This window comes from Haematospirillum sp. 15-248 (genome assembly GCF_012102665.1).
Classification (GTDB): domain Bacteria; phylum Pseudomonadota; class Alphaproteobacteria; order Rhodospirillales; family Rhodospirillaceae; genus Haematospirillum.
In genome coordinates this window covers 292083-317711 of sequence record NZ_JAAVTF010000001.1, presented here as the reverse complement: position 1 = coordinate 317711, position 25629 = coordinate 292083, and the positions used below count along the sequence as shown (strand labels likewise).

Here is a 25629-nt window from a genome sequence, read left to right as displayed (position 1 = left end):
CTAGCGGGGCTACCATGGACGCTCGCCCTCGGCAAAACGTTCTTTCAGGGCTTTGCGTACAACAGCGGGCACAAAACTATCGATCTTTCCTTCCAAGAAGCTGATCTCTTTTACAAACCGAGAAGAGATAAACTGGCTTCCCTCTGAAGCCATCAGAAAGATGGTTTCAACGCGTGAATCCAAGCGGGCATTCATGCCCGCCATCTGGAACTCATATTCAAAATCTGAAACAGCCCGGAGTCCACGAACAATAACTGACGCCCCCTGCTGTAAAGCAAAATTCATGAGAAGACCGTTAAAAGGCCTGATCTCTATGATAGTACCTTCAAGGTTTAGAGCGTCCACAGCTTCCCGTGTCAACTCGACGCGTTGTTCCAGCGTAAAAAGGGGCCCTTTTCCAACATTCTGGGCTACGCCGACAATCAACCGGTCCAGAACCTTGGCAGCCCGGCTGATAATGTCCAAGTGTCCATTAGTGACAGGATCGAATGTTCCGGGATAAACGCCGGTTCTGCACTTTTCCATCAGGGATCATCCCTCATCTGGAAGAGACGCTATGCCATCACTGTCCTGATCCTGTGCTCCATCACCATTTCCTTCACCGACATCCGGCAGCCGTGCAACAGAAACCACTTTTTCTTCTGCGGCTGTACGGAAGAGCGTAACGCCTTGCGTTTTACGCCCCGCGATTCGCACATCGTGAACAGGCATACGGATCAGCTGTCCCCCATCGGAAATAAGCATGATCTGATCATCAGTACCAATTGGGAACGAGGCAACGACAGCCCCGTTACGCTCTTTCATTTCAATATTGGCAAATCCCTGTCCGCCCCGGCCTGTCACGCGATATTCATATGCAGACGTTCTCTTTCCAAACCCATTCTCGGTAATGGTCAAGATGAACTCTTCGGCATCCTGCAGTCTCTGGAAGTTGTCCGGAGTCATGGTCGTGTCATCACCCTCGGATACGACATACTCTTCCTCGTCACCTTCTCCGGATGACCGCCGGATCTGGGCTGCCATTCTCAAGTATGCATCACGCTCAGCTGTTTCAAAGTCAACATGCTGCAAGACTGTCATCGACATGACTTCGTCTTGTGTGGCAAGGCGTATACCACGCACCCCTGTCGAGGTCCGGCCACTGAACACGCGGACATCACCGACATGGAAGCGAATGCATTTGCCAAGACGGGTGGACAGAAGAATATCCTGCTGTTCTGTACACGGGACAACCGAAACCAAGCGTTCCCCGCCCTCTTCCAGCTTCATGGCTATCTTGCCGTTGGACTTGACATTGGTGAAGTCAGACAAGCTGTTACGGCGTACGTTCCCGGTTGACGTGGCAAACATAACTGTCAGATCAGACCATTGGTTCTCATCTTCGGGAAGAGGCATAACCGTAGCAATACGCTCTCCTTCCTGTATGGGCAGAAGATTGACCAGAGCCTTGCCCTTGCTTTGTGGGCTACCTTCGGGGAGACGATACACTTTCATCTTGTACGCCATGCCCGAGGTCGAGAAGAACAGGACCGGCGTATGGGTATTGGCAACAAACAGATTGGTCACAAAATCTTCTTCTTTGGTTGCCATTCCGGAGCGCCCCTTCCCACCACGACGCTGTGCACGGTAGGTCGAAAGCGGTACACGCTTGATATAGCCTGTATTGGTGATAGTGACGACCATGTCCTCTTTCTGGATCAGGTCTTCGATATCATGCTCAAACTCAGATTCCTCTATAACTGTCCGACGAGGCGTAGCGTAAGCCGCACGAATATCTACCAGTTCCTCCCGGATGATAGTGTACAGCCTCTCGCGGCTACCCAGAATGGATAAATACTCTTCAATCTGGCCGCCTATTTCCCGCAGCTCTCCGTGGATCTTGTCACGCTCCAGCCCAGTCAGGCGATGCAGTCTAAGGTCCAGAATGGATTTTGCCTGAACTTCGGAAAGCCTGTACCGACCATCCACAACAACATGCTCAGGATCGGCGATCAGTTCAATAAGGGGAGCAACATCCGCAGCATCCCAGTCGCGTGACATCAGCTCTTGTTTGGCAACCTGCGGGTCAGAGGCCGCCCGAATCAGCTTGATCACAGGGTCAAGGTTGGCAACGGCTATTCCCAGTCCAACCAACACATGCGCCCTGTCCCGCGCCTTTCCAAGCTCGAACATTGTACGACGACGCACAACTTCTTCCCGGAACCTGACAAAGGCCGTCAGAATCTCACGAATACCCATCAGTTCAGGACGGCCGCCGTTGATGGCCAACATGTTGGCCCCGAACGATGTCTGAAGGGGAGTAAACCGGTACAGCTGGTTCAGGACAATTTCAGCAACGGCATCACGCTTGACTTCGATGACAACGCGAACCCCTTGGTGGTCGGACTCATCACGCAGATCCGAAATGCCCTCGATCTTCTTGTCACGGACCAGCTCGGCCATTTTCTCGATCATCGAGGCTTTGTTAACCTGATAGGGGATCTCGGTCACAACAATGGCTTCACGACCATTCCGTGTTTCTTCTATCGCGCATTTTGCCCGCATGACGATCGAGCCACGCCCGGTCATGTAGGCGGAACGGATGCCCGAACGACCAAGAATACTTCCGCCAGTCGGAAAATCCGGGCCGGGTACGATATCCAGGATGGCATCGTCCGGAAGGTCGGGCGTATCGATCAGAGCAATGCAGGCATCCAGGATTTCCCCAAGATTATGAGGGGGGATATTGGTTGCCATACCAACCGCGATGCCCCCGGCTCCGTTGACCAACAGATTGGGGAAGCGGGCAGGAAGAACGGAAGGCTCTGATGTGCTTTCGTCATAGTTAGGATGAAAATCGACAGTTTCCTTGTCAATGTCATCCAGCAGGGAGTGTGCGGAACGAGCCATGCGTGCCTCGGTATAGCGCATGGCAGCCGGGGGATCCCCGTCCATCGATCCAAAGTTTCCCTGACCATCGACCAAGGGAAGACGCATGGAAAAGTCTTGGGCCATACGCACCATGGCATCATAGATGGCGCTGTCACCGTGTGGGTGATATTTACCCATAACATCCCCGACGATGCGGGCCGACTTCTTGTAAGGGCGATTATAGTCGTATCCGCCTTCTTTCATGGCGAAGAGAATACGACGGTGCACTGGCTTCAAGCCGTCCCGAACATCTGGCAGGGCACGGGATACAATCACGCTCATTGCATAATCGAGATACGAGCGTTTCATCTCGTCTTCGATAGTTACAGGCGCAATGTCACGATCAAACGGTGTCGGGATGGCGTTTTCGGTCAAGGCACAAACTCGATAGACAGCGAACGGGTAAATAGTTCCGGCCCTACAGGGGGCAAAAGTTACCGTTCCGCAGATTGGGACAATGAACTGAAACTACAGGAAGGGGACTGTAGCACAGGGTGCTCCCGACCGACAACCGGGGCCGGCACAAAAGGCACCGACGGATATCATCAACCAGCCAGGAAGGGGTGCCAAAAGATCAGAACGGAATTTCATCATCCAGATCATTGCGGGGTGCCGCATCCCAACCACCACCCCCGGACTGGCCTCCAGACTCGGGGCTTCCACCAAACCTGGGCGATGCCCCGTATGTCGGCGCGCTGTCGGGCCCGGCAAAGCCTGCTGTTTCCATGACAGGCATATCGCCACCCTGTCCAACGCCGGAACGACTGTCGAGCAGGGTGAGCTCACCCCTGTAGGCCTGCAGGACAATCTCTGTGGAATAACGCTCCTGACCATTCTGGTCTGTCCACTTGCGGGTTTGCAGCTGCCCCTCCAAGTATACCTTGGACCCTTTTCGCAGATAACGCTCTGCAATTTCACCCAGATTCGGGTTAAAAATCACAACGCGGTGCCATTCTGTCTTTTCCCGTCGCTCTCCGGTCTGGCGATCTTTCCAGCTTTCGGACGTTGCAACAGTCATGTTGACGATCTTCTGGCCGTTTTGTGTGCTCCGAACCTCGGGGTCACGACCAAGGTTGCCGACCAGAATCACTTTGTTGACACTGCCTGCCATGGCAAGGGTACTCCTGTTTGTAACGTGGCCGAACTCTACCCCCCCCTGACCAGAAGGAAAAGACTGCTTTTACCCAAAGACGGCCCGATGTTCGCTTTTTGTTTTTGACAGCCGTACAAAATATGCGAAACAAAGAATGTTTTTTCGTCCAGAAACATCCCCCGGTTGACTGTCAGGTTCTTGATATCATGCATGAAATACGCATCCGCGGAGCCCGTGAACACAATCTGAAGAATCTTGATGTAACCCTGCCCCGTGACAAGCTTGTTGTGATCACCGGGCTGTCCGGATCGGGGAAGTCATCGTTGGCTTTTGATACGATTTATGCTGAAGGACAACGGCGCTACGTGGAATCCCTGTCTGCCTACGCCCGGCAGTTCCTTGAATTGATGCAGAAACCGGATGTCGATTCCATTGAAGGTTTGTCGCCTGCCATCTCTATCGAACAGAAGACAACTTCGCGCAATCCACGTTCAACAGTGGGGACCGTAACCGAGATCTATGATTATATGCGCCTTTTATGGGCGCGCATCGGCGTTCCTTGGTCACCAGCCACAGGTCTGCCAATTGAATCCCAGACTGTCAGCCAAATGGTCGATCGTATCTTGGCTATGCCCCAAGGACAGAAGATCCTGCTTCTGGCGCCAATTGTACGAGGACGCAAGGGCGAGTACAAAAAAGAGCTTCTGGAGCTTCAGAAAAAGGGGTACCAGCGGGTAAAAATTGATGGATCCCTGTACCTGATTGATGAAGCCCCTTCCCTGAACAAGAAAATCAAGCATGACATCGATGTTGTCATTGACCGGCTGGTTATCCGCGAAGGGATAGAGACACGCCTTGCGGACTCGCTGGAGCAGGCCCTCCAGTTGTCAGACGGTCTTGTATGGGTCGAAGATGCAGAAAGTGCCGAGAGAGTGACGTTTTCTGCAAAATTTGCCTGCCCGGTTTCCGGCTTTACAATTGATGAGATCGAGCCAAGGCTTTTTTCTTTCAACAATCCGTTTGGTGCCTGCCCGGCGTGTGATGGCTTGGGAATCAAGCTCTACTTTGATCCCGAGCTGATTGTTCCGGACCCCCTGCTGTCCTTGGCAGAAGGAGCTGTTGTCCCTTGGTCCGCTGGCGGAGAGCCATCACCTTACTATGCCCAGGCACTTGAAAGTGTCGCTGCCCATTGTGGCACAGACATGAAAACACCTTGGCAAAAAATCCCTGAAACAGCACGGGCTGTGCTTTTGTATGGGTCCGGTCGTACATCTGTCGCCATGACCTATCATGACGGACGACGGCGCTATAGCGTGGAGCGTCCGTTTGAGGGCATTGTGCCAAGCATAGAGCGGCGGTGGCGGGAAACAGAGAGCCAGCAGGTCCGTGATGATCTGTCTCGTTATCAGGCGTCATCTCCTTGCGAAACATGTGGTGGACGCCGCCTTAAGCCTGAAGCCTTGGCTGTGCGGGTCCATGGGTCTGATATTGCTGCTATCAGCGATCTTTCTATTGCTGAATCGCTGGCCTGGTTCTCTGGCCTTGATCAGCACTTGACGGCAAAGGACCGGGAGATTGCCGCACGTATCCTGAAGGAAATTGTCGAGCGTCTCACATTTCTAGGGAATGTTGGGCTTGGGTATTTGACCTTGTCCAGGATGTCGGGAACTCTATCCGGTGGCGAGAGCCAGCGTATTCGATTGGCTTCCCAGATTGGTTCAGGCTTGACTGGTGTCTTGTATGTTCTGGATGAACCATCAATTGGTCTTCATCAGAGAGATAATGATCGCCTTCTAGAAACCCTGCGCCGACTGAGGGATCTGGGTAATACCGTCTTGGTCGTGGAACATGACGAGGATGCCATACGAACCGCTGACTACCTGGTCGATATGGGTCCGGGAGCGGGAGTGAACGGCGGAATGGTTGTTGCTGCCGGTACGCCGGATGAGGTAATGAGACACCCCGATAGTTTGACAGGGCACTATCTTTCCGGAACCAGATCCATCGCGATCCCGGATACACGTCGCCCCGGCAATGGAAACGCACTGACAATCATAGGGGCTAGAACCCACAATCTTCAGAACATTGACGTAACAATCCCACTAGGGACATTTACGTGCGTCACCGGTGTTTCCGGAGGAGGTAAGTCATCTCTTGTCATTGAAACGCTTTACAAGGCACTGGCCCGTTCTCTTCATGGATCGCGGGAGATACCCGGCCCTCATGAGAGCATCGACGGGATAGCTCATATTGATAAGATTGTTGATATAGACCAGTCCCCAATTGGAAGAACTCCCCGATCAAACCCTGCTACATACACCGGCGCCTTTACGCCTATTCGCGATTGGTTCGCCAACCTTCCCGAGGCAAAAGCTCGTGGCTATAAGCCCGGCCGTTTCAGCTTCAACGTCAAGGGGGGACGATGCGAGGCATGCCAAGGAGACGGGTTGATCAAGATAGAGATGCATTTTCTGCCCGATGTCTATGTCACGTGTGATGTATGCAAAGGAAAGCGATACAACCGTGAGACCTTGGAAGTAACCTACAAGAACAAGTCAATAGCAGATGTTCTTGAGATGACTGTTGAGGAGGCTGTTGACTTTTTTCAGGCCGTTCCATCCATCCGTGACAAAATGAAACTCCTGTCCCGGGTTGGGCTGGGGTATATCCATATTGGGCAACAGGCAACCACGCTGTCCGGTGGTGAAGCCCAACGCGTCAAGCTGTCAAAGGAGCTTTCCCGTCGCGCGACCGGACGAACGCTGTATATCCTGGATGAACCAACAACAGGTCTGCATTTTGAGGATGTAAGGAAGCTTCTTCATGTTCTGCAGGAACTGGTGAACCAAGGCAATACGGTTGTTGTAATCGAACATAATCTCGAAGTCATCAAAACTGCGGACTGGATTATCGATATGGGTCCAGAGGGCGGTTCAGGAGGAGGCCATGTCGTTGCAGCAGGAACACCAGAAAAGATAGCAGAAACAAGAAAAAGCTATACAGGGCAATATCTTGCTCCGTATCTCATCAAAGGTAAGATGAAGTAATAAGTTGTCCCTGCTTATCGGACTGCGACCATTTTTGGGAGGTAGACTTGGGGGTCGAGTGCTTGAGACCCCCTCCGGATTTCAAAGTGCAGCTGCGGATGTTTTACATTGCCTGTAGACCCGATGCGGGCGATGGCCTGCCCCCGCTGCACAATATCGCCACGACGTACCAGAATATCAGAACTATGAGCGTAGGCTGTCATCCAGCCTCCCTCGTGTTTTACAAGAATAAGATTGCCAAACCCTTTGATGCCATTTCCGGCATAAGCAACAGTCCCTTTGTTTGCAGCACGAACAGGCGTGCCTGCCGGGGCGGCAATATTGATACCATCATTCCTGAAGCCCTTGCCCGCAGGTCCAAAACTACCAACTATCCTGCCTTGAACAGGCCATACAAAAGCTTGTTTGCCATGGGAAGATGCTTTTGTGTCTGGCGACATACCTTTCTCTGCAGAAGCAGGGCGTATAGCTGCTTTTTTTGTGGGCTGAGGTGAACTATTGGGTGTATGCTCTGCTGCTTTCTCTACCTGAATCGGTGTGGATTTCCGGGATTTCACATCAGGTGGAAGGACAAGAACCTGCCCGGCGCGAATGATGTATGGCGGGGAAAGGTTATTTTTCTGCGCCACATCATCTACGCCAACGTGATAGCGGTTTGCAATTGCGCTCAAGGTTTCGCCGGGAGCAACAGTATACCACCGGGAGGCTGGTACGTGCAGCTTTTGTCCGGTGATAAGGGCATAAGGTGGCTTAAGATCATTTTCAGTAATTAGAACACGAACGGGGATCTTGTGACGTCGAGAAAGCGAATACAAGGTATCCCCACGCAAGACAATAACCGTCTTGTCTGTATCTGTACGACCAAGGCGGCCTGTTGTCTCTTTACTTGAAGATGACACCCAAGGTGCCTTGAAACGCTCGGCACCGCCGCAGCCTGTCATGGCAGGAAGCAGCAGAAGCAAGATAATGTAAAATGCTTGCAATGAACCGGGGCGTTTCATAAAAGGAACAATACGCCTACTCATGCCTCCACGACAATCTAAAGAAATGCCTTTTGGCACCGTCAAGCTTGAACGCGGCTAGGATTACCAATTCCCTGGAGCATGGGGACGAAACGAACAGGGAACAAAATCTCTCCACTCAAGCAACCCGTAACAGGATCTTTCATGTAACGCCACAGTTGCTGGATACCAAACTCTGGGCCAACAGGAATGACAAGAATTCCCGATGGAGCGAGCTGTTCAGCCAAGACACTGGGGACCTCCGCTGCTGCTGCTGTCACAATGATACGATCAAAAGGAGCTTGTTCGGGCCACCCGCGCCAACCATCCCCTATACGAGGTGTTACGTTTGAAAGCCCAAGAGATACAAACCGCTTTTCAGCGGCCAGATAAAGGTCCCTGTGCCGCTCCAAGCTATAAACACGCCGGCACAGGCGGGCAAGAACAGCAGCTTGATACCCGGAACCTGTCCCGATTTCCAAGACTTTATGCCCTTCTTTTGTATCAAGGGCTTGGGTCATTGCCGCAACCACAAGGGGCTGACTAATGGTTTGCCCACAGCCGATAGGAAGTGCCCGGTCTTCCCATGCCTCTGTTTCCAAGGCGTTATCAACAAAAAGGTTACGCGGTACCAGTTCGATAGCTTTCAGCAGGCGGGTATCCGTAATACCAGCCTGCCGAAGATCCATGATCAAACGGGCAGCACGCGCATCCCTCATGAGAGAACCTGTGCACTCAGTTCTTCAAGTGTATGATAATCTGTAAAATCAACACGCAGCGGTGATACCGTTATGGCGCCACGACTGATGGCTTCCACATCTGTTCCGGGTACGGGCTGATCGACAGGTCTTTGGGCGCCTACCCAAACATAGGGCCTTCCTCGTGGATCAAGGCGTTCAACCAGATCATCTCCCAGCTTATGTATTCCTTGTCGTACGGCTTCGACACCCGTTACCCCGGCAGGGGAAGTATCAGGAAAGTTTACATTCATCAGGACATTCTTCGGCCATCCCTTTGCCATCAAACGTCCAATGATTCCGGGGCCAAACGCTTCGGCCGTTGCCCAATGAATATTCTCTGGGTCCTTGAAGACCTGTGACAGAGCTATGGAGGGGATACCAAGAAGTGTTCCTTCCATTGCAGCGGCGACAGTTCCTGAATATGTCACATCCTCGCCCAGATTGGCTCCCCGGTTTACGCCAGACAGAACCAAGTCGGGCATCCTGTCCTTCATCAAATGATTAACGGCAAGCAGCACACAATCTGTTGGCGTTCCATTCACAGTCCATACATTGGTCGATACAGACTGGATGCGCAGTGGATGGTGCAATGTCAGACTATGGGCTGAACCGCTTTGTTCCTGATCAGGAACAACCACCCAGACATCATCGGACAAAGAGCGCGCAATGCGGATCAGAACCTGAAGGCCAAGGCCATGAATACCATCATCGTTTGAAACAAGAATGCGCTTCCCGCAAAGATCAAAAACAGAATCATGCATGAGTGGAAATAACCTCCAAGCCGCCCATATAAGGACGCAAGGCTTCCGGGACGATAACACTCCCGTCTGCCTGTTGATAGTTTTCAAGAACGGCAACCAGTGTGCGTCCAACAGCCAAGCCCGACCCATTCAGGGTGTGGAGAAACTCCGTACCCTTGTCACCAGACGGCTTATAGCGGGCCTTCATGCGTCGTGCCTGGAAATCCCCTACATTCGAGCACGAAGAGATTTCGCGGTAACGGCCCTGCCCTGGCAGCCAGACCTCAAGGTCATATGTTTTGCGGGCGGCCGCCCCCATGTCCCCGGCACAGAGCAGAACAACCCGGTACGGCAAGCCAAGGCGCTGAAGAATTTTCTCTGCACAGCCGGTCATCCGTTCCAATTCATCAGCTGAATCCTCGGGCCGGGTAATGGACACCATTTCAACCTTTTCAAACTGGTGCTGGCGGATCATTCCCCGCGTGTCCTTGCCGGCTGCACCAGCCTCGGAACGGAAGCACAGTGTGTGTGCCGTCATTCTTCGGGGCAGCGTAGCCGGATCGACAATCTGATCAGCAACCATGTTGGTCAAGGTGACTTCAGCCGTCGGAATAAGCCAGTGCCCTTGTTCTGTACGGAACAAATCTTCGGCAAACTTGGGAAGCTGACCTGTTCCATACAGGGCATTATCCAGAACCATGACGGGCGTATTCAGTTCGGTATAGCCATGCTCAGTGGTATGTGTATCCAGCATGAACTGGGCCAGCGCACGGGACAAACGCGACAAGGCACCCTTCAGTACGACGAAACGAGCACCAGACAGTCGGGCTGCAGACTCGAAATCCATCAACCCGAGAGATGTTCCCACGGCATCGTGTTCCAGAGGTGTGAAGTCCATGCTACGAGGCGTACCCCAGCGACGCACCTCGACATTATCATTTTCATCACGCCCATCGGGCACATCTGGATCCGGCAGGTTAGGCAGGCTGTACAGAAGATCATCAAGGGTAGCCTGCAGAGATTGCTGCTCAGCTTCCATATCGGTCATGCGCTTCTTGATATCAGCGACCTCATCGCTGAGAGCCGCCGCATCGCCACCAGCCTTGCGGATGGTTCCTATTTCGCGGGAAGCTTCATTCCGACGTGCCTGCAAAGCCTGTAACGATGTCATGAGGGAACGCAGCTGCCTGTCTGCCTCCAGAATATCGGACGACAAGGTAACTTTGCCGCGACGGAGCAACCCTCGGTCAAAATCATCGGGATTTTCGCGGATCCATTTCAGGTCAAGCATACAGCACACCTCAAGGCATGGTTTTCAGTATCGAATAATTGGCAGAGATACAGGAATTAAGCTACTTCAGCCATTAAAATCGGTCTCATCAGGTCCCTTCCCGGTTGGCATGGCATCCGAATGATCAGGATCACTTTCATCGTCATTCACGGCATTCCTTTCAACCAAGCGCGCTGACCAGATCGAACATTCGTAAAGCAGCAGCAAGGGCAAGGCCAAGCCAATCTGACTGATTACATCGGGTGGTGTAACAATACCGGCAACAACAAAAACAGCCACAATGGCATAACGCCTTTTTGCGACCAGAGCTGATGACGAGACTATTCCGGCCCTTGCCAAAAGCGTAAGAACAACGGGAAGTTGGAAGCAGAAGCCAAACGCCAGAATCAGCTTCATGACCAGATCTAGGTACTCTCCAATCTTGGCCTCAAGCTGCACCGGCAGCACGGTTTGCTCTACACTGGTCTGGAAACCAAGCAGGAAGCGCCAGGCAACGGGCATGACAAAATAGTAAACAAGGGCTGCACCGCCTGCAAAAAGTAGAGGCGAAGCAATCAGGCTGGGCAAAAACGCTCGTTTCTCACGGCGATAAAGACCCGGAGCAACAAAGCGCCAAAGCTGAAAAGCGGTGAAGGGAAACGAGAGAACGACAGCACCAAACATTGCGACTTTTATGTATGTAAAAAACGCTTCTGTCAGGGCCGTGTAGATCATGCGTTGCGAGCCTCCCAGTTCAGCCATGACTGCGGCCAACGGGCGGATCAAGAAGCCATATATGTTATCTGCAATGCTGTAACATGTGGCAAAAGACAGGATAAAAACAGCACCACACAGTAAAATACGGCGCCGCAGTTCAATCAGATGCCCTAATAGGGGCATGCGAAACTCATCTGGTGAAGGAGAAGAGTACATCGTGTCCTGCGTATCTTATGTCTCTGCTTCCCCGGAAGGAGTACTTTTCTTTCCGGGTGATGTACTGTTTTTTTCTTCCGGATCAAGAACCTGCCGACGCATCTGTCTTGCCTTCTCCTGCATGTCAGCAATTTCGGCATTGTATATCATGTCGTCTACGTGGCGACGAACGTCACGGCTGACCGCTCGGAATTTTTTCATGAGATGAGCAAAAGCACGCATGGCACCAGGGATTTCCCTTGGCCCAAGAACAAGCGCTGCGACAACTCCGACAAGAAGGATCTCTGACCAAGCTAGATCAAACATGAGTATTTACCCACTACATGCTACTAGAATGGTTTTTCTCTCGATTGACATGTCCGGCCTGTGAAACTGACTCCCCTTCAGTCTTCTGGATCTGCATTGAATCCGAGCTTGTCGCATCCTGCATATCTGCTGCGGGAACGGACTTGCCTTCTTCCAGTCCCTTCTTGAATGCATTGATTCCCTTGGCAAAGTCACCCATTAAACGTGAAATCTTACCCGAACCACCAAATAAAACGACAACAATGGCCAGCACAACCAGCCAGTGCCAGATACTGAAAGTACCCATAACTACCACTCTCCAGGAGACACGTGCCCACCATCGGGCAATACAACATGGCGGATCATCGCAGAAAGCCTGCGGTACCGCAATGAAACATCCCTGATTTGGCCATGATCAGACGGAGGGAAACACAAAAGTCTGGGATCGATCAAGGGATATGGACAGCACCTCCCCTGCCGGTGGCAGAAAAGAGCCCGGGGTACGCACATGCGCAGCTATCCGTTTGGCAGAAGCGGCTGGCCCTGCCTTTATATACACCAAACTGGTTCTGCCAAGCATCCGGCTATCTGTTACAGTGGCAACGAAAGCGGGGTACTCGCCATCGGCAACCGACGTAAGCCTGATAGCTTCCGGGCGAATCAATACCTCGACAGAGGAGCCCTCCTCTACCCCGTACGGGGCGTCAACCAGACCGAACGGCGTTTCAACAGAACCCCGTAAAACATGCCCTTTTACAAGATTAAAGTCGCAGAAGAAGCGGGCAACAAAGGCAGAAGATGGGTGATTATAAAGCTCTGCCGGGGTCCCTGACTGTATAATCCGTCCCTTATCCATCAAGGCGAGTACATCAGCCATAAACATGGCCTCCTCCGGATCATGTGTGACCATCAGAGCCGAAATACCGCGATCTTTCAGAATCGTCAGCGTTTCGACACGGATTTGGTCACGCAGGTAGCGGTCCAAGCCCGAAAATGGCTCATCTAGCAATAAAAGGGCCGGATTGGGGGCAAGAGCACGGGCAAGGGCAATGCGCTGTTGCTGTCCCCCTGATAACGTATGCGGCCAAGAACTGGCATAAGACGCCATGCCCACGTGCTCCAAGGCTTCATGAGCGCACCGTGTTCTATCGGGTTCGGAGATATGACGAAGCCCAAAGGTAACGTTATCGAGAACCTTGAGATGAGGAAACAGGGCATAGTCTTGGAACAAAAACCCAACGCCCCTTTTTTCTGGTGGGATCATGCGTCCCTCACGGGACAGCATAGTGTGCCCATTAATCCAAACCTCTCCACTTGACGGTTTCTCGAGACCTGCAGCAATGCGTAGGGTTGTTGTTTTGCCACAACCGCTTGCGCCAAGCAGGCACATAACCTCACCCGCTCCAATGCTCAAGGACAAACCGTCAAGCACCAAGCTGTCATCAAAGGCATGGCAAACACCAGCCATAGCTAAACGTGCATTATCCCTTGACGGAGATTGACGGAAGCGAACGGGACGGACAGGTTCGATACGCATTACGACCTTGGTGTAAAAGCTACCTCGCCGGCATTTCTGATGCTTCGGAGCTGGGCTGGAACAAAGAGGAGAGCGCGCCTTCAGTGACAGCACAACCAATAGAACCGGCCATACGGCGGCTCCATGGATCGGGCGCGCAGAAAAGCGGCCTCCAAGCGACGCTGCTGGCGGACTGTGCGACGCCTGACTAGATCGAAGGGCACCGTAAGCACAAGGGCAAAAATTAGAAACTCAATCACGCGACCCCACTGCAACAAAGCGCTGCCAAACGCATCCGAAACAATGACGTTAACGGAGCGTATTGATTATAGGACCGCAATGAACCAAAGAAAAGATGGAATTACGTGAAGCGGTACGCACATTTGTAAATGTGCAACAGTGGGCATATTTCATTTTTCAGAAAATGTGCGCGCAATTACTACAGCACGCTTTATTACTTTTGGCTTTATGGTCGGAGCGGCGGGATTCGAACCCACGACCCCTTGACCCCCAGTCAAGTGCGCTACCAGGCTGCGCTACGCTCCGAAGCCAAACACCCGTACCGAAACAACATCAGTACGGGAGGCGGAATATATCGGCCCTTTATCACAAACGCAATCACAGAATGATGAGCGCAGTCATTTTTTCAGGTTATTCCATACTTAACGGGCCGGCTTAGGTGATGATGCCCCGTGGTACAGATGTTCATTATACTGACACGCCTCACGAAGAGCATCTTTGCCCCCATAACTTAATGGCTCTCCATTCAGAAGAATGGTTTGGTTCTTTATGGTTATCGTCCCAATATAACCCTTTGCCTCAGCAAGAGGGGTAAGCGAGAGACGACGCGCAAGGCTTGTTTCCAGTTCAATAGCAATATACTTCCCGGTCAGATCAGGATTTAGAGTTTGTGCTTCATCACCGTCGACTGTAACGACGGGTTGCCCATGCACATCAACACCTGCAACATAATTGGCACTGCCCCCGGAGGATAAGTCGGCCTGTAAACGGCAGGCTGCGGGGTCAACATCCAGCGTCCAAGATCGACGTACTTCCTTTGCTGAGGCGGCCGCAAGAAGGCTTGCGACCATAAGTGAGCAACCACCATATAAAACCGTACGCCACATTATGCCTGATCTTTCACAATCTTATTGTTACGCAAACTAGCTAAAATAGTAGCAGGAAAAGCCGTTTTTATCCCGGAAAAATGCATACTTTTCTTTATAGCCATGCGTTTTACACGTGACAACTCTACCGCAAGCGCATATCTTTCTGCGTGCAAGGGACGTCCTGTTTCGCGGGACGGCCCAAGTTTAGGGAGAAACACCGGGAAATTCCGGAATGCGCGTTACGCAAGTCAAATGTTTGCGGCGGGTAAAGCAAAATAAAGACCAAGGCAAAGAATGTGTGCCTTGGTCTGTTTTGTTTTAGCCTATAAACAGGCCGTGGCCTCTTCGGCCACCTTGGCCAAGTTTTCCATAAGCTGATAAAGACCGGCCATGCGATCCTCTGGTATCGGCCAGTGGCGCATGTAGACAATCTTGTGATCAGGTCTGACCTTGACCAAGGCAATATTCTGGCTGATGAAGCGCACCAAGCCTTCAGGGTTGGGGAAGGTGTTGCCACGCAGCGTCAACACAGCGCCCTTTGGACCTGCATCAACTTTCTCGATATGAGCACGCAGGCAAAGTTGTCGGATGCCGACGACAGACAAGAGATTACGTGCCTCAGATGGCAGGGGACCGAAACGGTCCACCAGCTCTGATATCAGGTTTTCAATCTCATCCGGTGTCTGTAGTTCACCAATACGACGATATAACCCAAGTCGTACCGACAAATCCTTGATATAGGTCTCTGGAAGCAGAACAGGGATGCCAAGGCTGATTTGTGGGGACCACCCGCTATCGCAACTTTCTTCTCCAGGGCTTCCTCCTCCTTTTCTGGCCGTAGCCACAGCTTCCTGCAAAAGACTCTGGTAGAGTTCGATCCCAACTTCCTTGATGTGCCCCGATTGCTCGTCACCCAGCAGGTTACCTGCACCACGGATATCCATGTCATGTGAGGCTAGGGAGAAACCAGCCCCCAGGGTATCTAGGGTCTGCATGACGGTCAGCCTCTTTTCTGCTGCTGGCGCCAGTATGCGGCCAGGCGGCAGGGTCAGATAAGCATAACCACGCTGCTTTCCGCGCCCCACGCGACCGCGCAGCTGATACAACTGTGAAAGTCCGAACATGTCAGCACGATGAATAATAATGGTATTGACCCGGGGCATATCAAGCCCGCTTTCAATAATATTGGTTGCTACAAGGACATCATAATCACCGTCAGCAAAAGATTTCATAACCTCTTCTAGGCGGCTGGCTGACATCTGCCCATGGGCAACAACAGTCCGCACCTCAGGGACAAGAACATTTAAGTGCTCGACAGCCCTGTCAATGTCAGCCAAGCGGGGACAGACAAAGAAACTCTGCCCTCCCCTGTAGCGTTCACGCAGGATTGCCTCGCGGATCACAACGCCATCAAACGGCATGACAAAAGTACGGACAGTCAATCGATCAACCGGTGGTGTGGCAATCAGCGACAACTCACGAACGCCTGTCAGTGCCAGCTGCAATGTCCGGGGAATAGGCGTTGCAGACAGGGTCAGAACGTGCACGTCGGCCTTGAGCTGCTTCAGCTGTTCCTTGTGGGCAACGCCAAAATGCTGTTCCTCATCGACAATAAGGAGGCCAAGGCGCTGGAACTTGACAGACTTGGAAACAACGGCATGCGTGCCGATTACGATATCAAGTGTACCCTTCTCCAGCTCTTCCCGTACACGGGCCGCATCCTTTGCTGAAACAAGACGCGATAGCTGGGCAATACGCACAGGCATGTCCCGGAAACGCTCTATAAAATTCTGGTAATGCTGGCGCGCCAGAAGTGTTGTTGGCACAACAACGGCAACCTGCGTACCGCTCATGGCTGCAACAAACGCTGCCCGAAGCGCAACCTCGGTTTTACCGAAACCAACATCACCACACACCAGACGGTCCATGGGCCGTCCCTTGGCCATATCATCCAAGGTATCGGCTATGGCTTTTAGCTGGTCGTCCGTTTCTGCGTATGGGAACCGGGCGCAGAATTCGTCAAAAAGACCCTCGGGCACAGTCAGAACATCAGCGTCACGTAGCTGACGCTGGGCTGCAACCTGTATCAGCTGATCCGCCATGTCACGGATACGCTGTTTCAGCTGTGCCTTACGGGACTGCCACGCCGGACTTCCCAACCGGTCCAAGGAAACGCCACCCTGCTCTGACCCATAGCGGGTCAGGACATCAATGTTCTCTACCGGTACAAAAAGCTTGTCACCACCATCATAAACCAGGCAAAGACAGTCGTGCGCAGCGCCACCAATATCCAGATTTTCCAGTCCTGTGTAACGTCCAATGCCGTGCTCGGCATGGACAACCAGATCCCCCTCTGCCAGGGCTGAAGCATCCCGTATAAAGGCATCGGCCTTCCCATGTCGCTTGCGGGTTGAGGGACGCGCCAGACGATCACCCATAATATCCTGCTCGGCTACCAAGACAAAACCGGGACCAAAAAAACCGTGCTCAAGGCCTAGGACAATGACCGGAACAGAGGAAACAGTCTGTTTACAGGCTGTTTTCCAGTCATCAGGACATGACAGATTCTTGACACCGTGATCACGTAAAACACCTGACAGACGGTCTCGTGATCCATGGGACAGGGCGGCAATAACAACGCGTCTCTCTTTTCCTTGCTCCAGGTCAATATGTGCTCGTACGGCGTCATAGACATTTTCGCCATGACGGGCACGAACATCGGCAAAATCACGCCCCGGTCGTCCGCCAGCATCCACACAGTCACTTCCGATATCTGGTGCGGCAAAGGGTGAGAACAAAAGCGACGGCACTGTTTTCAGCAGTCGCGGAAACTCGTCCGGTTCCATAAACAGCCATTCTGGCTGTATCGGGTGATAGACTGTTCCGTTCCCGCTGTTTGACAGGTTGTTCAGGCTGATGCGTGCTTCAAAATATTCCCGGATCAGTGTAGTCCTTGCTTCCCACGCCTGTTCAAACTGGTGATCGCAGGTCACGAGAGCTTGGGGGAGATAGGCAAAAAGAGTGTCCAACCCATCGTGAAACAGGGGCATCCAATGCTCTATTCCCTGCATGGTCCGCCCAGCTGAAACAGCCTCGTACAACAGGTCATCCTTGCCCGGCGCTCCAAACAATTCCCGGTACCGGGTCCGGAAGCGGGCAATGCTGTCTTCGGTCAGGATAACCTCGGACATGGGCTTGAGGAGAACCTCATCCAGATTGCCCGTACTGCGCTGTGTCAGGGGATCAAAAGTTCTGATGGTATCAACATCGTCCCCGAACAGATCAAGACGCAGGGGTTCCCCTGTGCCGGAAGGGTAAAGGTCAATAATACCACCCCGTACAGCATATTCCCTGGGCTCCATGACCTGTCCGGAGCGGGTGTACCCATTGCGTGCCAGATACCCCATCAGGGCATCGACATTCAGCCGTTTACCGGCCAGAATACGGAAGACTGCACCATTAAAAACACGCTTGCCCGGCACGCGCTGGGTGACGGCAGCAACGGTTGTGATAACCAGACGCGGTTTGCCCGGATGTGGCCCGGCCAGGCGGGTCAAGGTGTCCGTGCGTTGTGCGGCAAGGTCTGCGCTGGGTGAAACGCGGTCATATGGCACGCAATCCCAGGCCGGGAAGACCAGAACATCAAGATCGGGGGCGAAAAAACGAACCTCGGCGGCAAGGGTTGCCAACCTCACATCATCGCGGCAAATGTGCAAGACATCGCTGTATGCGTTGCCGCGTGCAAGGTTTGACAGAAAAAGGGCATCGTATCCCTCGGGCAGACCGTGGACTGTTACCTGATGACCGGTACCAAGGGTTTCTATCCGTTGAAGGGCAAAGGAGAAATCAGTCACTGTCTACACGAATCCGTCATAGAGTTTGAAGGCGGTTAGCATATGGAAAACATCATGATCATGCTGTGAAGGAACTGGCTTGCGGCCAATCACCCAGTCCATGATGTCCATATCCAGCTCATCCAACAGGCTTTCAAGCCGATCGAGCTGGGGCGCATCCAGCTCACTGATGCGAGCGGCAACAAAGCCACCAATCATAAGATCAGCCTCTTTCATGCCTCGGTGGGAAGCCCTGTAAAGGATTTTCCTGCGACGCTCATCCATGATAGGTGCACCTTCCCCGCATTTTATGAGAAAAGAACAGGGGATCTGGTATAGATCCTTTCCCCTGTTGCGCAAAGACATTCTGCGGACAGAACAAGAACATTTTCTGCTACACGGAGAATAACGGTCCCCTATGCGCCCGTCGATCCTCAATCCCCTGTTCTGCCCCCTGGACTCTCTGCCCGGCCTGGGAAAGCGGCTGGCCCCGCTTTATGATCGATTGACCGGTGGTGGCGGGCACCTTGTTGACGCCCTGTGGCATTTCCCGACCGGTATTATTGACCGCCAGGCATCACCAACGATCATGCAGGCGACCAACGGCAGCATTGCGACCCTTGATCTCATTGTTGACAGTCACATTCCACCGGCAAGGGGAAGCCGTGCCCCTTGGCGCATACGCTGTCGGGACCAGAGTGGCTATATATCCATCACCTGGTTTCATCCCCGCAAGGAATGGCTGGAGAAATCCTTCCCCGTCGGGCAGCGCGTTGTCGTATCGGGGAAAGTGGATGTATTTCATGATGAGCGCCAGATGGCCCACCCGGATCATGTGGTGCCTCCGTCACAGGCAGACAGCATCCGCATTGTAGAGCCGGTGTATCCTCTCTCTGCCGGAATTGTGAACAAGACAGCCACCAAAGTTGCCCGAACGGCACTGGAGCGTACGCCAGAACTGCCGGAGTGGATCAATCCCCACCTGATCAGCCAGAAGGGATGGCCGCACTGGAAGGATGCGCTGGGCACTGTCCACCACCCGCAAACAGAGGACGACCTGTCGGCCATCGGACCGGCGCGACAGAGGCTTGCTTATGATGAGCTTCTGGCAAACCAGCTGGCTCTGTTGCTTGTACGCCGCGCCAATCGCAAGCGGACCGGGCGTGTCCTGCATGGAAACGGAAGCTTGCGCCGGGCTGTTGCAGCCGCCCTGCCCTTTTCGCTGACCCAGGCCCAGCAATGCGCTTTGGATGAGATATTTGCCGACATGCAGGCGCCGGATCGTATGTTGAGGTTGCTTCAAGGCGATGTCGGAAGTGGAAAGACAGTTGTCGGCCTTATGGCCATGCTGAATGCCGTGGAGTGTGGCACTCAGGCTGCCTTGATGGCCCCGACCGAGATTCTGGCCCGCCAGCATCTTGAAACCCTGGCTCCCTTGGCCAAGGCCTGTGGCATACGGGTTGCCCTCCTGACAGGCCGCGACAAGGGAAAACCGCGTGAAGCTCTGCTGCAGGATCTCAAGGATGGTGCCATTGATATCATTATCGGCACCCACGCCCTGTTTCAGGATGATGTTGTGTTCCGCGATCTTGGCCTCGCCGTGATTGATGAACAGCATCGCTTTGGCGTGCAACAGCGCCTGATGTTGACGGGAAAAGGAAAAGCCGCTGATGTACTTGTCATGACGGCTACCCCCATTCCACGCACTCTGACGCTGACCCTTTATGGAGACATGGATGTCTCCCGGCTGGAGGGAAAACCGCCGGGGCGGAAGCCCGTCGACACACGTATTATAGGACGAAACCGTCTGGAGGAGGTGATTGCCGGGCTTGAGCGTGTGTTGAATACAGGCGCCAAGGCTTATTGGGTGTGTCCGCTGGTGGAAGAATCCGAAACCTCGGATCTGTCTGCGGCAGAAGAACGCTATGCACAGCTGCAAGAGCATTTCGGGCACAGGGTTGCCTTGGTGCATGGGCGCATGAAGGGCCCGGACAAGGATGCTGTCATGGAGGGATTTGCCTCTGATCGCCATGACATTCTGGTTGCAACCACGGTGATAGAGGTCGGTGTCAATGTTCCCACTGCCACACTAATGATTATCGAGCAAGCAGAACGCTTTGGTCTTGCACAGTTGCACCAGCTCCGGGGACGGATCGGACGGGGGGACAGGGCATCGGTCTGCCTGTTGTTGTATGGCCATCCCTTGTCGGAAACAGCACGCATGCGCCTTGAGACTATGCGTTCCACCGAAGACGGATTTGTTATTGCCGAAGAAGACCTCCGCTTGCGGGGCGGTGGAGAAATCCTGGGTCTTCGCCAAAGCGGAATGCCGGAATTTCGTACTGCAGACCTTGCTGTACACGGTGAACTTCTGGCTACAGCCCGCGATGATGCCCGTCATGTCATGGAAATGGACCCGGAGCTGGCAACGCCACGTGGTGAGGCCCTTCGTATCTTGCTGTATCTTTTTGAAAGGGATGCCGCCGTAAGGACATTGCAGTCTGGATAACTGTGGCAGGAGGGAGATACCGTCACCATGAATGATGAGGATCCAACCACAATAGAAGTACTGGTATGCCTGAACCGCCGTTACGGAGAAATGCAGAAAAGCTGTTCAGCAAGTGGTGCGGAGCTTGTCCTCTCTGCCCTGAAAGACGCCATTGAGAATGACCCTGTTCTTGTTGACTGTGTAGAGGTAAATGGCTCTCCTTGTATGGGGCGCTGTGTCTACGGACCTAATGTCCGCATTGTCGGCCATAATATGTGGAGCGAGGTTTCTCCCGGTGATCTGGGAGAGATTATGGCCGCGTTGCGGACTCTCGGCGGGCATCAGTCGTAAGAAAATCCATGTTCCATGGCTTTTCTCCATGGGGGGTTCGCAGCAAGAATGCGAGTATAAACGGGACATTGCACGTGGTGTGCGCCAGGGAGCCACCCCGTTGACATCAGAAACTCCTTGACGATTTCCGGCCCGGTAAAGCGGAATGTTCGTCGAAAAACCCGGACCCAATCCTTATGAACCAAGGGGTGGTGAGCATCTATCCAATTGGCAAAGCTGCCATATTCGGCTTTTAAACGCATCAGAATGCGAGCATTCCCAAGTATAGCCTCTACTTTCCGTCTGTTGCGTATAATGCCGGGATTTTGAAGAAGAAATGGCACAGCTTCGTCATTCCAGCCGGCCAAGATGTGCGGGTCAAAACCGGCAAATGCTTCCCTCAGGGATGTGCGGCGTTTGAGGATCAACTCCCATGACAAGCCAGCCTGAAAGATCTCCAAGGACAATCGCTCCAGCAACGCTTTATCATCCCGCAAGGGGAATCCATATTCGCTTTCGTGATAAGCGTGATGCACCGGATGCTCCGGAGCCAAGTCGCAGTACCAGCTCACCGTGTCCTGTTCTCCGTCGAAATCAGGCCTGTTCAAGCTCGATCAAGGTACCAAATGCATCCTTGGGGTGGAGAAACAAAACTGGCTTCCCGTGAGCGCCTGTTTTTGGTTCACCACTTCCAAGAATACGCATCCCCTGTGCTTTCAGATGCCTGCTTGCAGCCAACAGGTCCCGGACTTCATAACACATATGGTGCATGCCTCCCCCGGGATGGTCAGTCAAAAAGCTTCTGATAGGGCTGTCATCCCCCAAAGGGTGCAAAAGCTCGACCCGGGTATTGGGAAGTTCGACAAAAATAACACTCACCCCGTGGTCAGGCAAATGAAGCGGCGCAGAAACAGGGGCACCCATTGTATCCTGATAAAAGCGAGAGGCTTTTTCCAGATCCGGCACGACAAGAGCAACATGGTTAAGGCGCCCGATCATGCCATCTCTCCTCCCCCCGCTTCCGCTTGCACAGATCCTAGAGCCTGACGAGATGCACGTCAGTCAAAGGTTTCCGCCCTTGATCTTGATTCATGACACGGCGCACAGCCCGTCGGACCGCTTCCCTAACCGTGTCATCATTTCTGCGATCACGCGGATCGAGGTCACCAACAGCATCCGTTACCGCATCGGCAAGACCGATCCCCTGTGGCTCGTCATCGTCATCGGGAGTAAACAGGCCATGCGTTGTGACAAGCGGTGGTGCCAGAACCTGCCCCTTGTGATCAAGGACCAAAGTAATGACAGCGGCCCCATTGACCATCATTTTCTTGCGGTCCCGCAACACCGGGCTGTCCATGGGAACAATGCGATCCCCCTCCAAGGTAAGACGCCCCACAGGCACCGAAGCAAAAACATGAGGATTATCTGACGATGTCAGATCAAGAACCTGTCCATTATCGAGGACAACAGCCTTCCGTGCCCCATGATCAAGGGCAAAATCCGCATGAACCTGAAGGTGGCGACGCTCCCCGTGAACGGGCACAACAACCGTTGGCCGAAGCAGACGGTAAAGTTCACCGACCTCATCCTGGGATGGGTGGCCGGACACATGAATAAAGGCGTCCCGATCCGTCAGAACATCGACCCCGGAGCGTACAAGGCGGTTCTGTAGACGGAAAATAGCTTTCTCGTTGCCGGGAATAACCCGAGATGAGAACAGAACTACATCACCCCGTCCCAATGTAACGTGAGGATGATGACCCCAGGCAATACGCGCCATAGCGGCCCGGGATTCACCTTGGGATCCTGTGCAGAGATACAAGACCTGGCGTGCCGGCAGATCCGCTGCATCATCAGCCTCAAGAAGCGGGCCAATATCGCCGATATAGCCTGTGGAACGGGCTGTATCCACCATGCGCCACAGGGAACGCCCCACAAGGCACACCTGCCGTCCGTTAGCACGGGCTGCCTTCACGATACTTTCAACGCGGGCAATGTTGGAGGCAAAGCAGCACACGGCCACACGCCCGTCAAAACGCCCCAGCATATCAACAAGACTGCGACGAACATCTCCTTCCGAGCCTGAGCGACCCTTGTTCAGAATATTGGTGCTGTCGCTGATACAGGCTGTAATACCCTCATCACCAATGGCCTGAAGCCGTTCATAATCAACCGTACCGCCAACCATTGGCTCGGGGTCCATCTTCCAGTCCCCGGTATGGTAGATATTGCCATGCACCGTACGAATGACAAGGCCATTCGGTTCAGGAATGGAGTGGGTAAACGACACAAACTCAACATTGAACGGGCCAATGTCTACCCGCCCGCCAAGGGGTACAACGTGAACCGGCACTTCGCCATCCAAGCCCTCTTCCTTCAGTTTATGCCTGAGAAATTCCGCAGCAAACGGCGTTGCATAAACCGGGCACCGCAAATCGGGCCACAAATAGGCAACTGCGCCTATGTGATCTTCGTGTGCATGGGTGATCACGATACCGGCAAGATCAGCGGCATTCTCTTCCAAAAAAGAATGATCCGGCATGACAACATCGACACCGGGTATTTGGTCGTCGCCAAAAGTAACGCCCATGTCTACGGCCAACCACCGCCCTTGGCAGCCGTAGACATTCAGATTCATACCTATTTCACCGGTTCCCCCCAAAGGAACGAAGACAAGCCGATCTTTCGGGGCTTTTGTAAGGCGGGGCAGCGTTGCAGTATCAACAGCAGTCATGCGCGTTTCAATTTTTCTTCCGTAATGTTGCGTCGATAAATCTCGACAAGCCCTCGCAGGGTTAAATCACTGTCAAGATGATGAATAACATCGGTCGCTTCTGCGAACAGGGGAGCAAGCCCACCAGTCGCAACAACCGTCATTGGTTCGCCAAATTCCTTGGATATCCTGCTGACCAAGCCTTCGATCAAGCCTATGTAGCCCCAGTATACTCCTGACTTCATGGCAGGAACAGTTGCCTTGCCAATAACAGACAAGGGGCGGCCAACAGCCACTCGCGGGAGTTGGGCGGCCGCCATGTGCAATGCTTCCAGAGACAGGTTGATACCTGGGCAAATACAGCCGCCGTGATAGTTTCCCTGGCGATCGACAACATCAAAGGTGGTTGCTGTTCCAAAGTCAATGACAACAAGGGATCCACTGTATCTGGTGTGCGCCGCCACGGCATTGACCAGACGGTCTGCCCCCACTTCTTCCGGTCGATCGAGCAGGATTTGCAGATCAAGCTGGACCCCGGGTTCGCCAACAACTAAAGGCTCTGTATGGAAATAGGTACGACACAGCGTCTTCAGTGCAAAGACATTTGCTGGAACAACCGATGCCATAACAGCGGCAGAAATATCTTGGGGCTTTAACCCCTTCAGTTGCATAAGCTGGGTCAACCAGACCCCGTACTCATCGGCTGTACAGTCAGAGCGGGTAGAAGAGCGCCATTCTCCCATGGCTTTCTCACCGTCATAAACAGCAAAAACAATGTTGGTATTGCCGGAGTCGATAACCAGAAGCATTCCGTACAGATCCCAAATTCAAAGAATTCTGCGCCAGATATCAACCGAAGAAGACATCAGCAGCCAAAATACGATGCTGTCCTGCCTCATTATGCAGCACAAGGGCACCGTCTGCATCGAGATCAGAAAAAATACCGCAAACTGATGAGCCATCCGGAAGATTTGCTACCATACTACCGCCCAAGCCACATGCCTTGGATTTCCATGCCTGGCGGATGGGAACAAACCCTTCCTCTCTCCATTGCCGAAGTCTGCCGTACAGGGCATGGCAGAAAAAAGAAGCAACATCAAGAGCAGAAAAAGAGATGCCTTGTTCGGCAAGACTCGTGACAGGGTAGTTTGTGGGAGTAACCTGCGGTCGATGCAACACGTTCACCCCAACCCCCACAATAATCCATGGCGTATCTGTTTCCAGAAGGATACCCGACACCTTCGCCCCGGAAACAAGCACATCATTTGGCCATTTCAGGGCAACATCCAGTGCTGGGGCCATACTGGAAAAAGCGTCCAAAAGAGCCAATGCTGCAATAAAGGATAATGATGCGCTATCAGCCACCCCTTGCGCAGACTGCCGTAAGCGGATGGACAGAAACAGATTTCCTTCCGGGCTTTCCCATGAACGGCCACGTCGGCCACGCCCAGCAGTCTGGGAACCGGCAACGATGACAAACCCCTCTCCTGGATCACTGTTACGTCGGCGCTTTATTTCCTCGTTTGTACTATCCGTTTCACGCAGGAACACAAGGCGCCACCCTTTAGGTAGCGCCTCGTCCCTGTGTGTCCGGATCATATTCGGCATGGAAATCAACAGC

The 25629-nt window shown here is 53.2% G+C and carries 22 protein-coding genes and 1 tRNA gene; 3 read left to right on the top strand and 20 right to left on the bottom strand.

Annotated features, from left to right (window positions below):
• Nucleotides 1–9 precede the first annotated feature (9 nt).
• The 3 genes from coaD to ssb form a co-directional block, all read right to left on the bottom strand.
• Complete coding sequence (gene coaD / locus HEQ72_RS01395; protein WP_168022369.1) at nucleotides 10–525, bottom strand: pantetheine-phosphate adenylyltransferase; 516 nt, start codon at nucleotides 523–525, stop codon at nucleotides 10–12.
• 6 nt (nucleotides 526–531) lie between these two features.
• Nucleotides 532–3219 carry a DNA gyrase subunit A gene (gyrA, locus tag HEQ72_RS01390; RefSeq protein WP_245184081.1) on the bottom strand — a complete coding sequence of 896 codons (2688 nt, stop codon included), beginning with the start codon at nucleotides 3217–3219 and terminating at the stop codon, nucleotides 532–534.
• A gap of 265 nt (nucleotides 3220–3484) precedes the next feature.
• Nucleotides 3485–4021, bottom strand: coding sequence for a single-stranded DNA-binding protein (gene ssb / locus HEQ72_RS01385; RefSeq protein ID WP_168022367.1), 537 nt, complete (start codon nucleotides 4019–4021; stop codon nucleotides 3485–3487).
• Nucleotides 4022–4209: 188 nt separating this feature from the next.
• Between ssb and uvrA the strand changes: the two genes are divergently transcribed.
• The gene (gene uvrA / locus HEQ72_RS01380; RefSeq protein WP_168018913.1) at nucleotides 4210–7050 is read left to right on the top strand and encodes an excinuclease ABC subunit UvrA; all 2841 of its coding nucleotides are present in this window, start codon (nucleotides 4210–4212) and stop codon (nucleotides 7048–7050) included.
• 14 nt (nucleotides 7051–7064) lie between these two features.
• On the opposite strand, the gene HEQ72_RS01375 is transcribed toward uvrA, so the two are convergent.
• The 12 genes from HEQ72_RS01375 to HEQ72_RS01320 form a co-directional block, all read right to left on the bottom strand.
• On the bottom strand, nucleotides 7065–8075 hold the full coding sequence (locus HEQ72_RS01375) for a M23 family metallopeptidase (protein ID WP_168022366.1): 1011 nt from the start codon (nucleotides 8073–8075) through the stop codon (nucleotides 7065–7067).
• A 38-nt stretch (nucleotides 8076–8113) separates the two neighbouring features.
• Nucleotides 8114–8770, bottom strand: a complete 657-nt coding sequence (locus HEQ72_RS01370) for a protein-L-isoaspartate(D-aspartate) O-methyltransferase (protein ID WP_168022365.1) — start codon at nucleotides 8768–8770, stop codon at nucleotides 8114–8116.
• On the bottom strand, nucleotides 8767–9552 hold the full coding sequence (gene surE, locus HEQ72_RS01365) for a 5'/3'-nucleotidase SurE (RefSeq protein WP_168018916.1): 786 nt from the start codon (nucleotides 9550–9552) through the stop codon (nucleotides 8767–8769). Before surE ends, HEQ72_RS01370 begins: the two co-directional genes overlap by 4 nt.
• Complete coding sequence (gene serS / locus HEQ72_RS01360; RefSeq protein WP_168018917.1) at nucleotides 9545–10822, bottom strand: serine--tRNA ligase; 1278 nt, start codon at nucleotides 10820–10822, stop codon at nucleotides 9545–9547. The genes surE and serS overlap by 8 nt, the downstream gene beginning before the upstream one ends.
• Nucleotides 10823–10888: 66 nt before the next feature.
• On the bottom strand, nucleotides 10889–11701 hold the full coding sequence (gene tatC, locus HEQ72_RS01355; RefSeq protein WP_168018918.1) for a twin-arginine translocase subunit TatC: 813 nt from the start codon (nucleotides 11699–11701) through the stop codon (nucleotides 10889–10891).
• Between the two features lie 48 nt (nucleotides 11702–11749).
• Nucleotides 11750–12040 carry a Sec-independent protein translocase protein TatB gene (tatB, locus tag HEQ72_RS01350; RefSeq protein WP_168018919.1) on the bottom strand — a complete coding sequence of 97 codons (291 nt, stop codon included), beginning with the start codon at nucleotides 12038–12040 and terminating at the stop codon, nucleotides 11750–11752.
• A 13-nt stretch (nucleotides 12041–12053) separates the two neighbouring features.
• Nucleotides 12054–12326: a twin-arginine translocase TatA/TatE family subunit gene (locus HEQ72_RS01345; protein ID WP_168018920.1), complete on the bottom strand. Its 273-nt coding sequence runs from the start codon at nucleotides 12324–12326 to the stop codon at nucleotides 12054–12056.
• 108 nt (nucleotides 12327–12434) lie between these two features.
• Nucleotides 12435–13556 carry an ABC transporter ATP-binding protein gene (locus HEQ72_RS01340; protein WP_245184046.1) on the bottom strand — a complete coding sequence of 374 codons (1122 nt, stop codon included), beginning with the start codon at nucleotides 13554–13556 and terminating at the stop codon, nucleotides 12435–12437.
• Nucleotides 13557–14004: 448 nt separating this feature from the next.
• Nucleotides 14005–14081, bottom strand: a tRNA-Pro gene (locus HEQ72_RS01335).
• A gap of 116 nt (nucleotides 14082–14197) precedes the next feature.
• The gene (locus HEQ72_RS01330; protein WP_168018921.1) at nucleotides 14198–14626 is read right to left on the bottom strand and encodes a hypothetical protein; all 429 of its coding nucleotides are present in this window, start codon (nucleotides 14624–14626) and stop codon (nucleotides 14198–14200) included.
• A 341-nt stretch (nucleotides 14627–14967) separates the two neighbouring features.
• The gene (gene mfd, locus HEQ72_RS01325) at nucleotides 14968–18498 is read right to left on the bottom strand and encodes a transcription-repair coupling factor (RefSeq protein ID WP_322099459.1); all 3531 of its coding nucleotides are present in this window, start codon (nucleotides 18496–18498) and stop codon (nucleotides 14968–14970) included.
• A gap of 3 nt (nucleotides 18499–18501) precedes the next feature.
• The gene (locus tag HEQ72_RS01320) at nucleotides 18502–18762 is read right to left on the bottom strand and encodes a succinate dehydrogenase assembly factor 2 (RefSeq protein WP_168022364.1); all 261 of its coding nucleotides are present in this window, start codon (nucleotides 18760–18762) and stop codon (nucleotides 18502–18504) included.
• A gap of 133 nt (nucleotides 18763–18895) precedes the next feature.
• Here HEQ72_RS01320 and recG point away from each other — a divergent pair, with 133 nt between their 5' ends.
• Both recG and HEQ72_RS01310 read left to right on the top strand, forming a co-directional pair.
• Nucleotides 18896–20986: an ATP-dependent DNA helicase RecG gene (recG, locus tag HEQ72_RS01315; RefSeq protein ID WP_168022363.1), complete on the top strand. Its 2091-nt coding sequence runs from the start codon at nucleotides 18896–18898 to the stop codon at nucleotides 20984–20986.
• A gap of 27 nt (nucleotides 20987–21013) precedes the next feature.
• A complete protein-coding gene (locus HEQ72_RS01310; RefSeq protein WP_168018924.1) occupies nucleotides 21014–21316 on the top strand; it encodes a (2Fe-2S) ferredoxin domain-containing protein in 303 nt (100 codons plus the stop codon).
• Here HEQ72_RS01310 and HEQ72_RS01305 read toward each other — a convergent pair.
• The 5 genes from HEQ72_RS01305 to HEQ72_RS01285 are packed head-to-tail and all read right to left on the bottom strand — an operon-like array spanning nucleotide 21307 to nucleotide 25616.
• On the bottom strand, nucleotides 21307–21867 hold the full coding sequence (locus HEQ72_RS01305) for a DNA-3-methyladenine glycosylase I (protein ID WP_168018925.1): 561 nt from the start codon (nucleotides 21865–21867) through the stop codon (nucleotides 21307–21309). The genes HEQ72_RS01310 and HEQ72_RS01305 overlap by 10 nt on opposite strands.
• Before the next feature lie 22 nt (nucleotides 21868–21889).
• Entirely contained in the window at nucleotides 21890–22294 is a 405-nt protein-coding gene (mce, locus tag HEQ72_RS01300) for a methylmalonyl-CoA epimerase (RefSeq protein ID WP_168018926.1), read from the bottom strand.
• 37 nt (nucleotides 22295–22331) lie between these two features.
• Nucleotides 22332–24029: a ribonuclease J gene (locus tag HEQ72_RS01295; protein WP_168018927.1), complete on the bottom strand. Its 1698-nt coding sequence runs from the start codon at nucleotides 24027–24029 to the stop codon at nucleotides 22332–22334.
• Nucleotides 24026–24817, bottom strand: coding sequence for a type III pantothenate kinase (locus HEQ72_RS01290; RefSeq protein ID WP_168022362.1), 792 nt, complete (start codon nucleotides 24815–24817; stop codon nucleotides 24026–24028). The genes HEQ72_RS01295 and HEQ72_RS01290 overlap by 4 nt, the downstream gene beginning before the upstream one ends.
• 40 nt (nucleotides 24818–24857) lie before the next feature.
• Nucleotides 24858–25616: a biotin--[acetyl-CoA-carboxylase] ligase gene (locus HEQ72_RS01285; protein ID WP_245183076.1), complete on the bottom strand. Its 759-nt coding sequence runs from the start codon at nucleotides 25614–25616 to the stop codon at nucleotides 24858–24860.
• Between the last annotated feature and the right edge of the window lie 13 nt (nucleotides 25617–25629).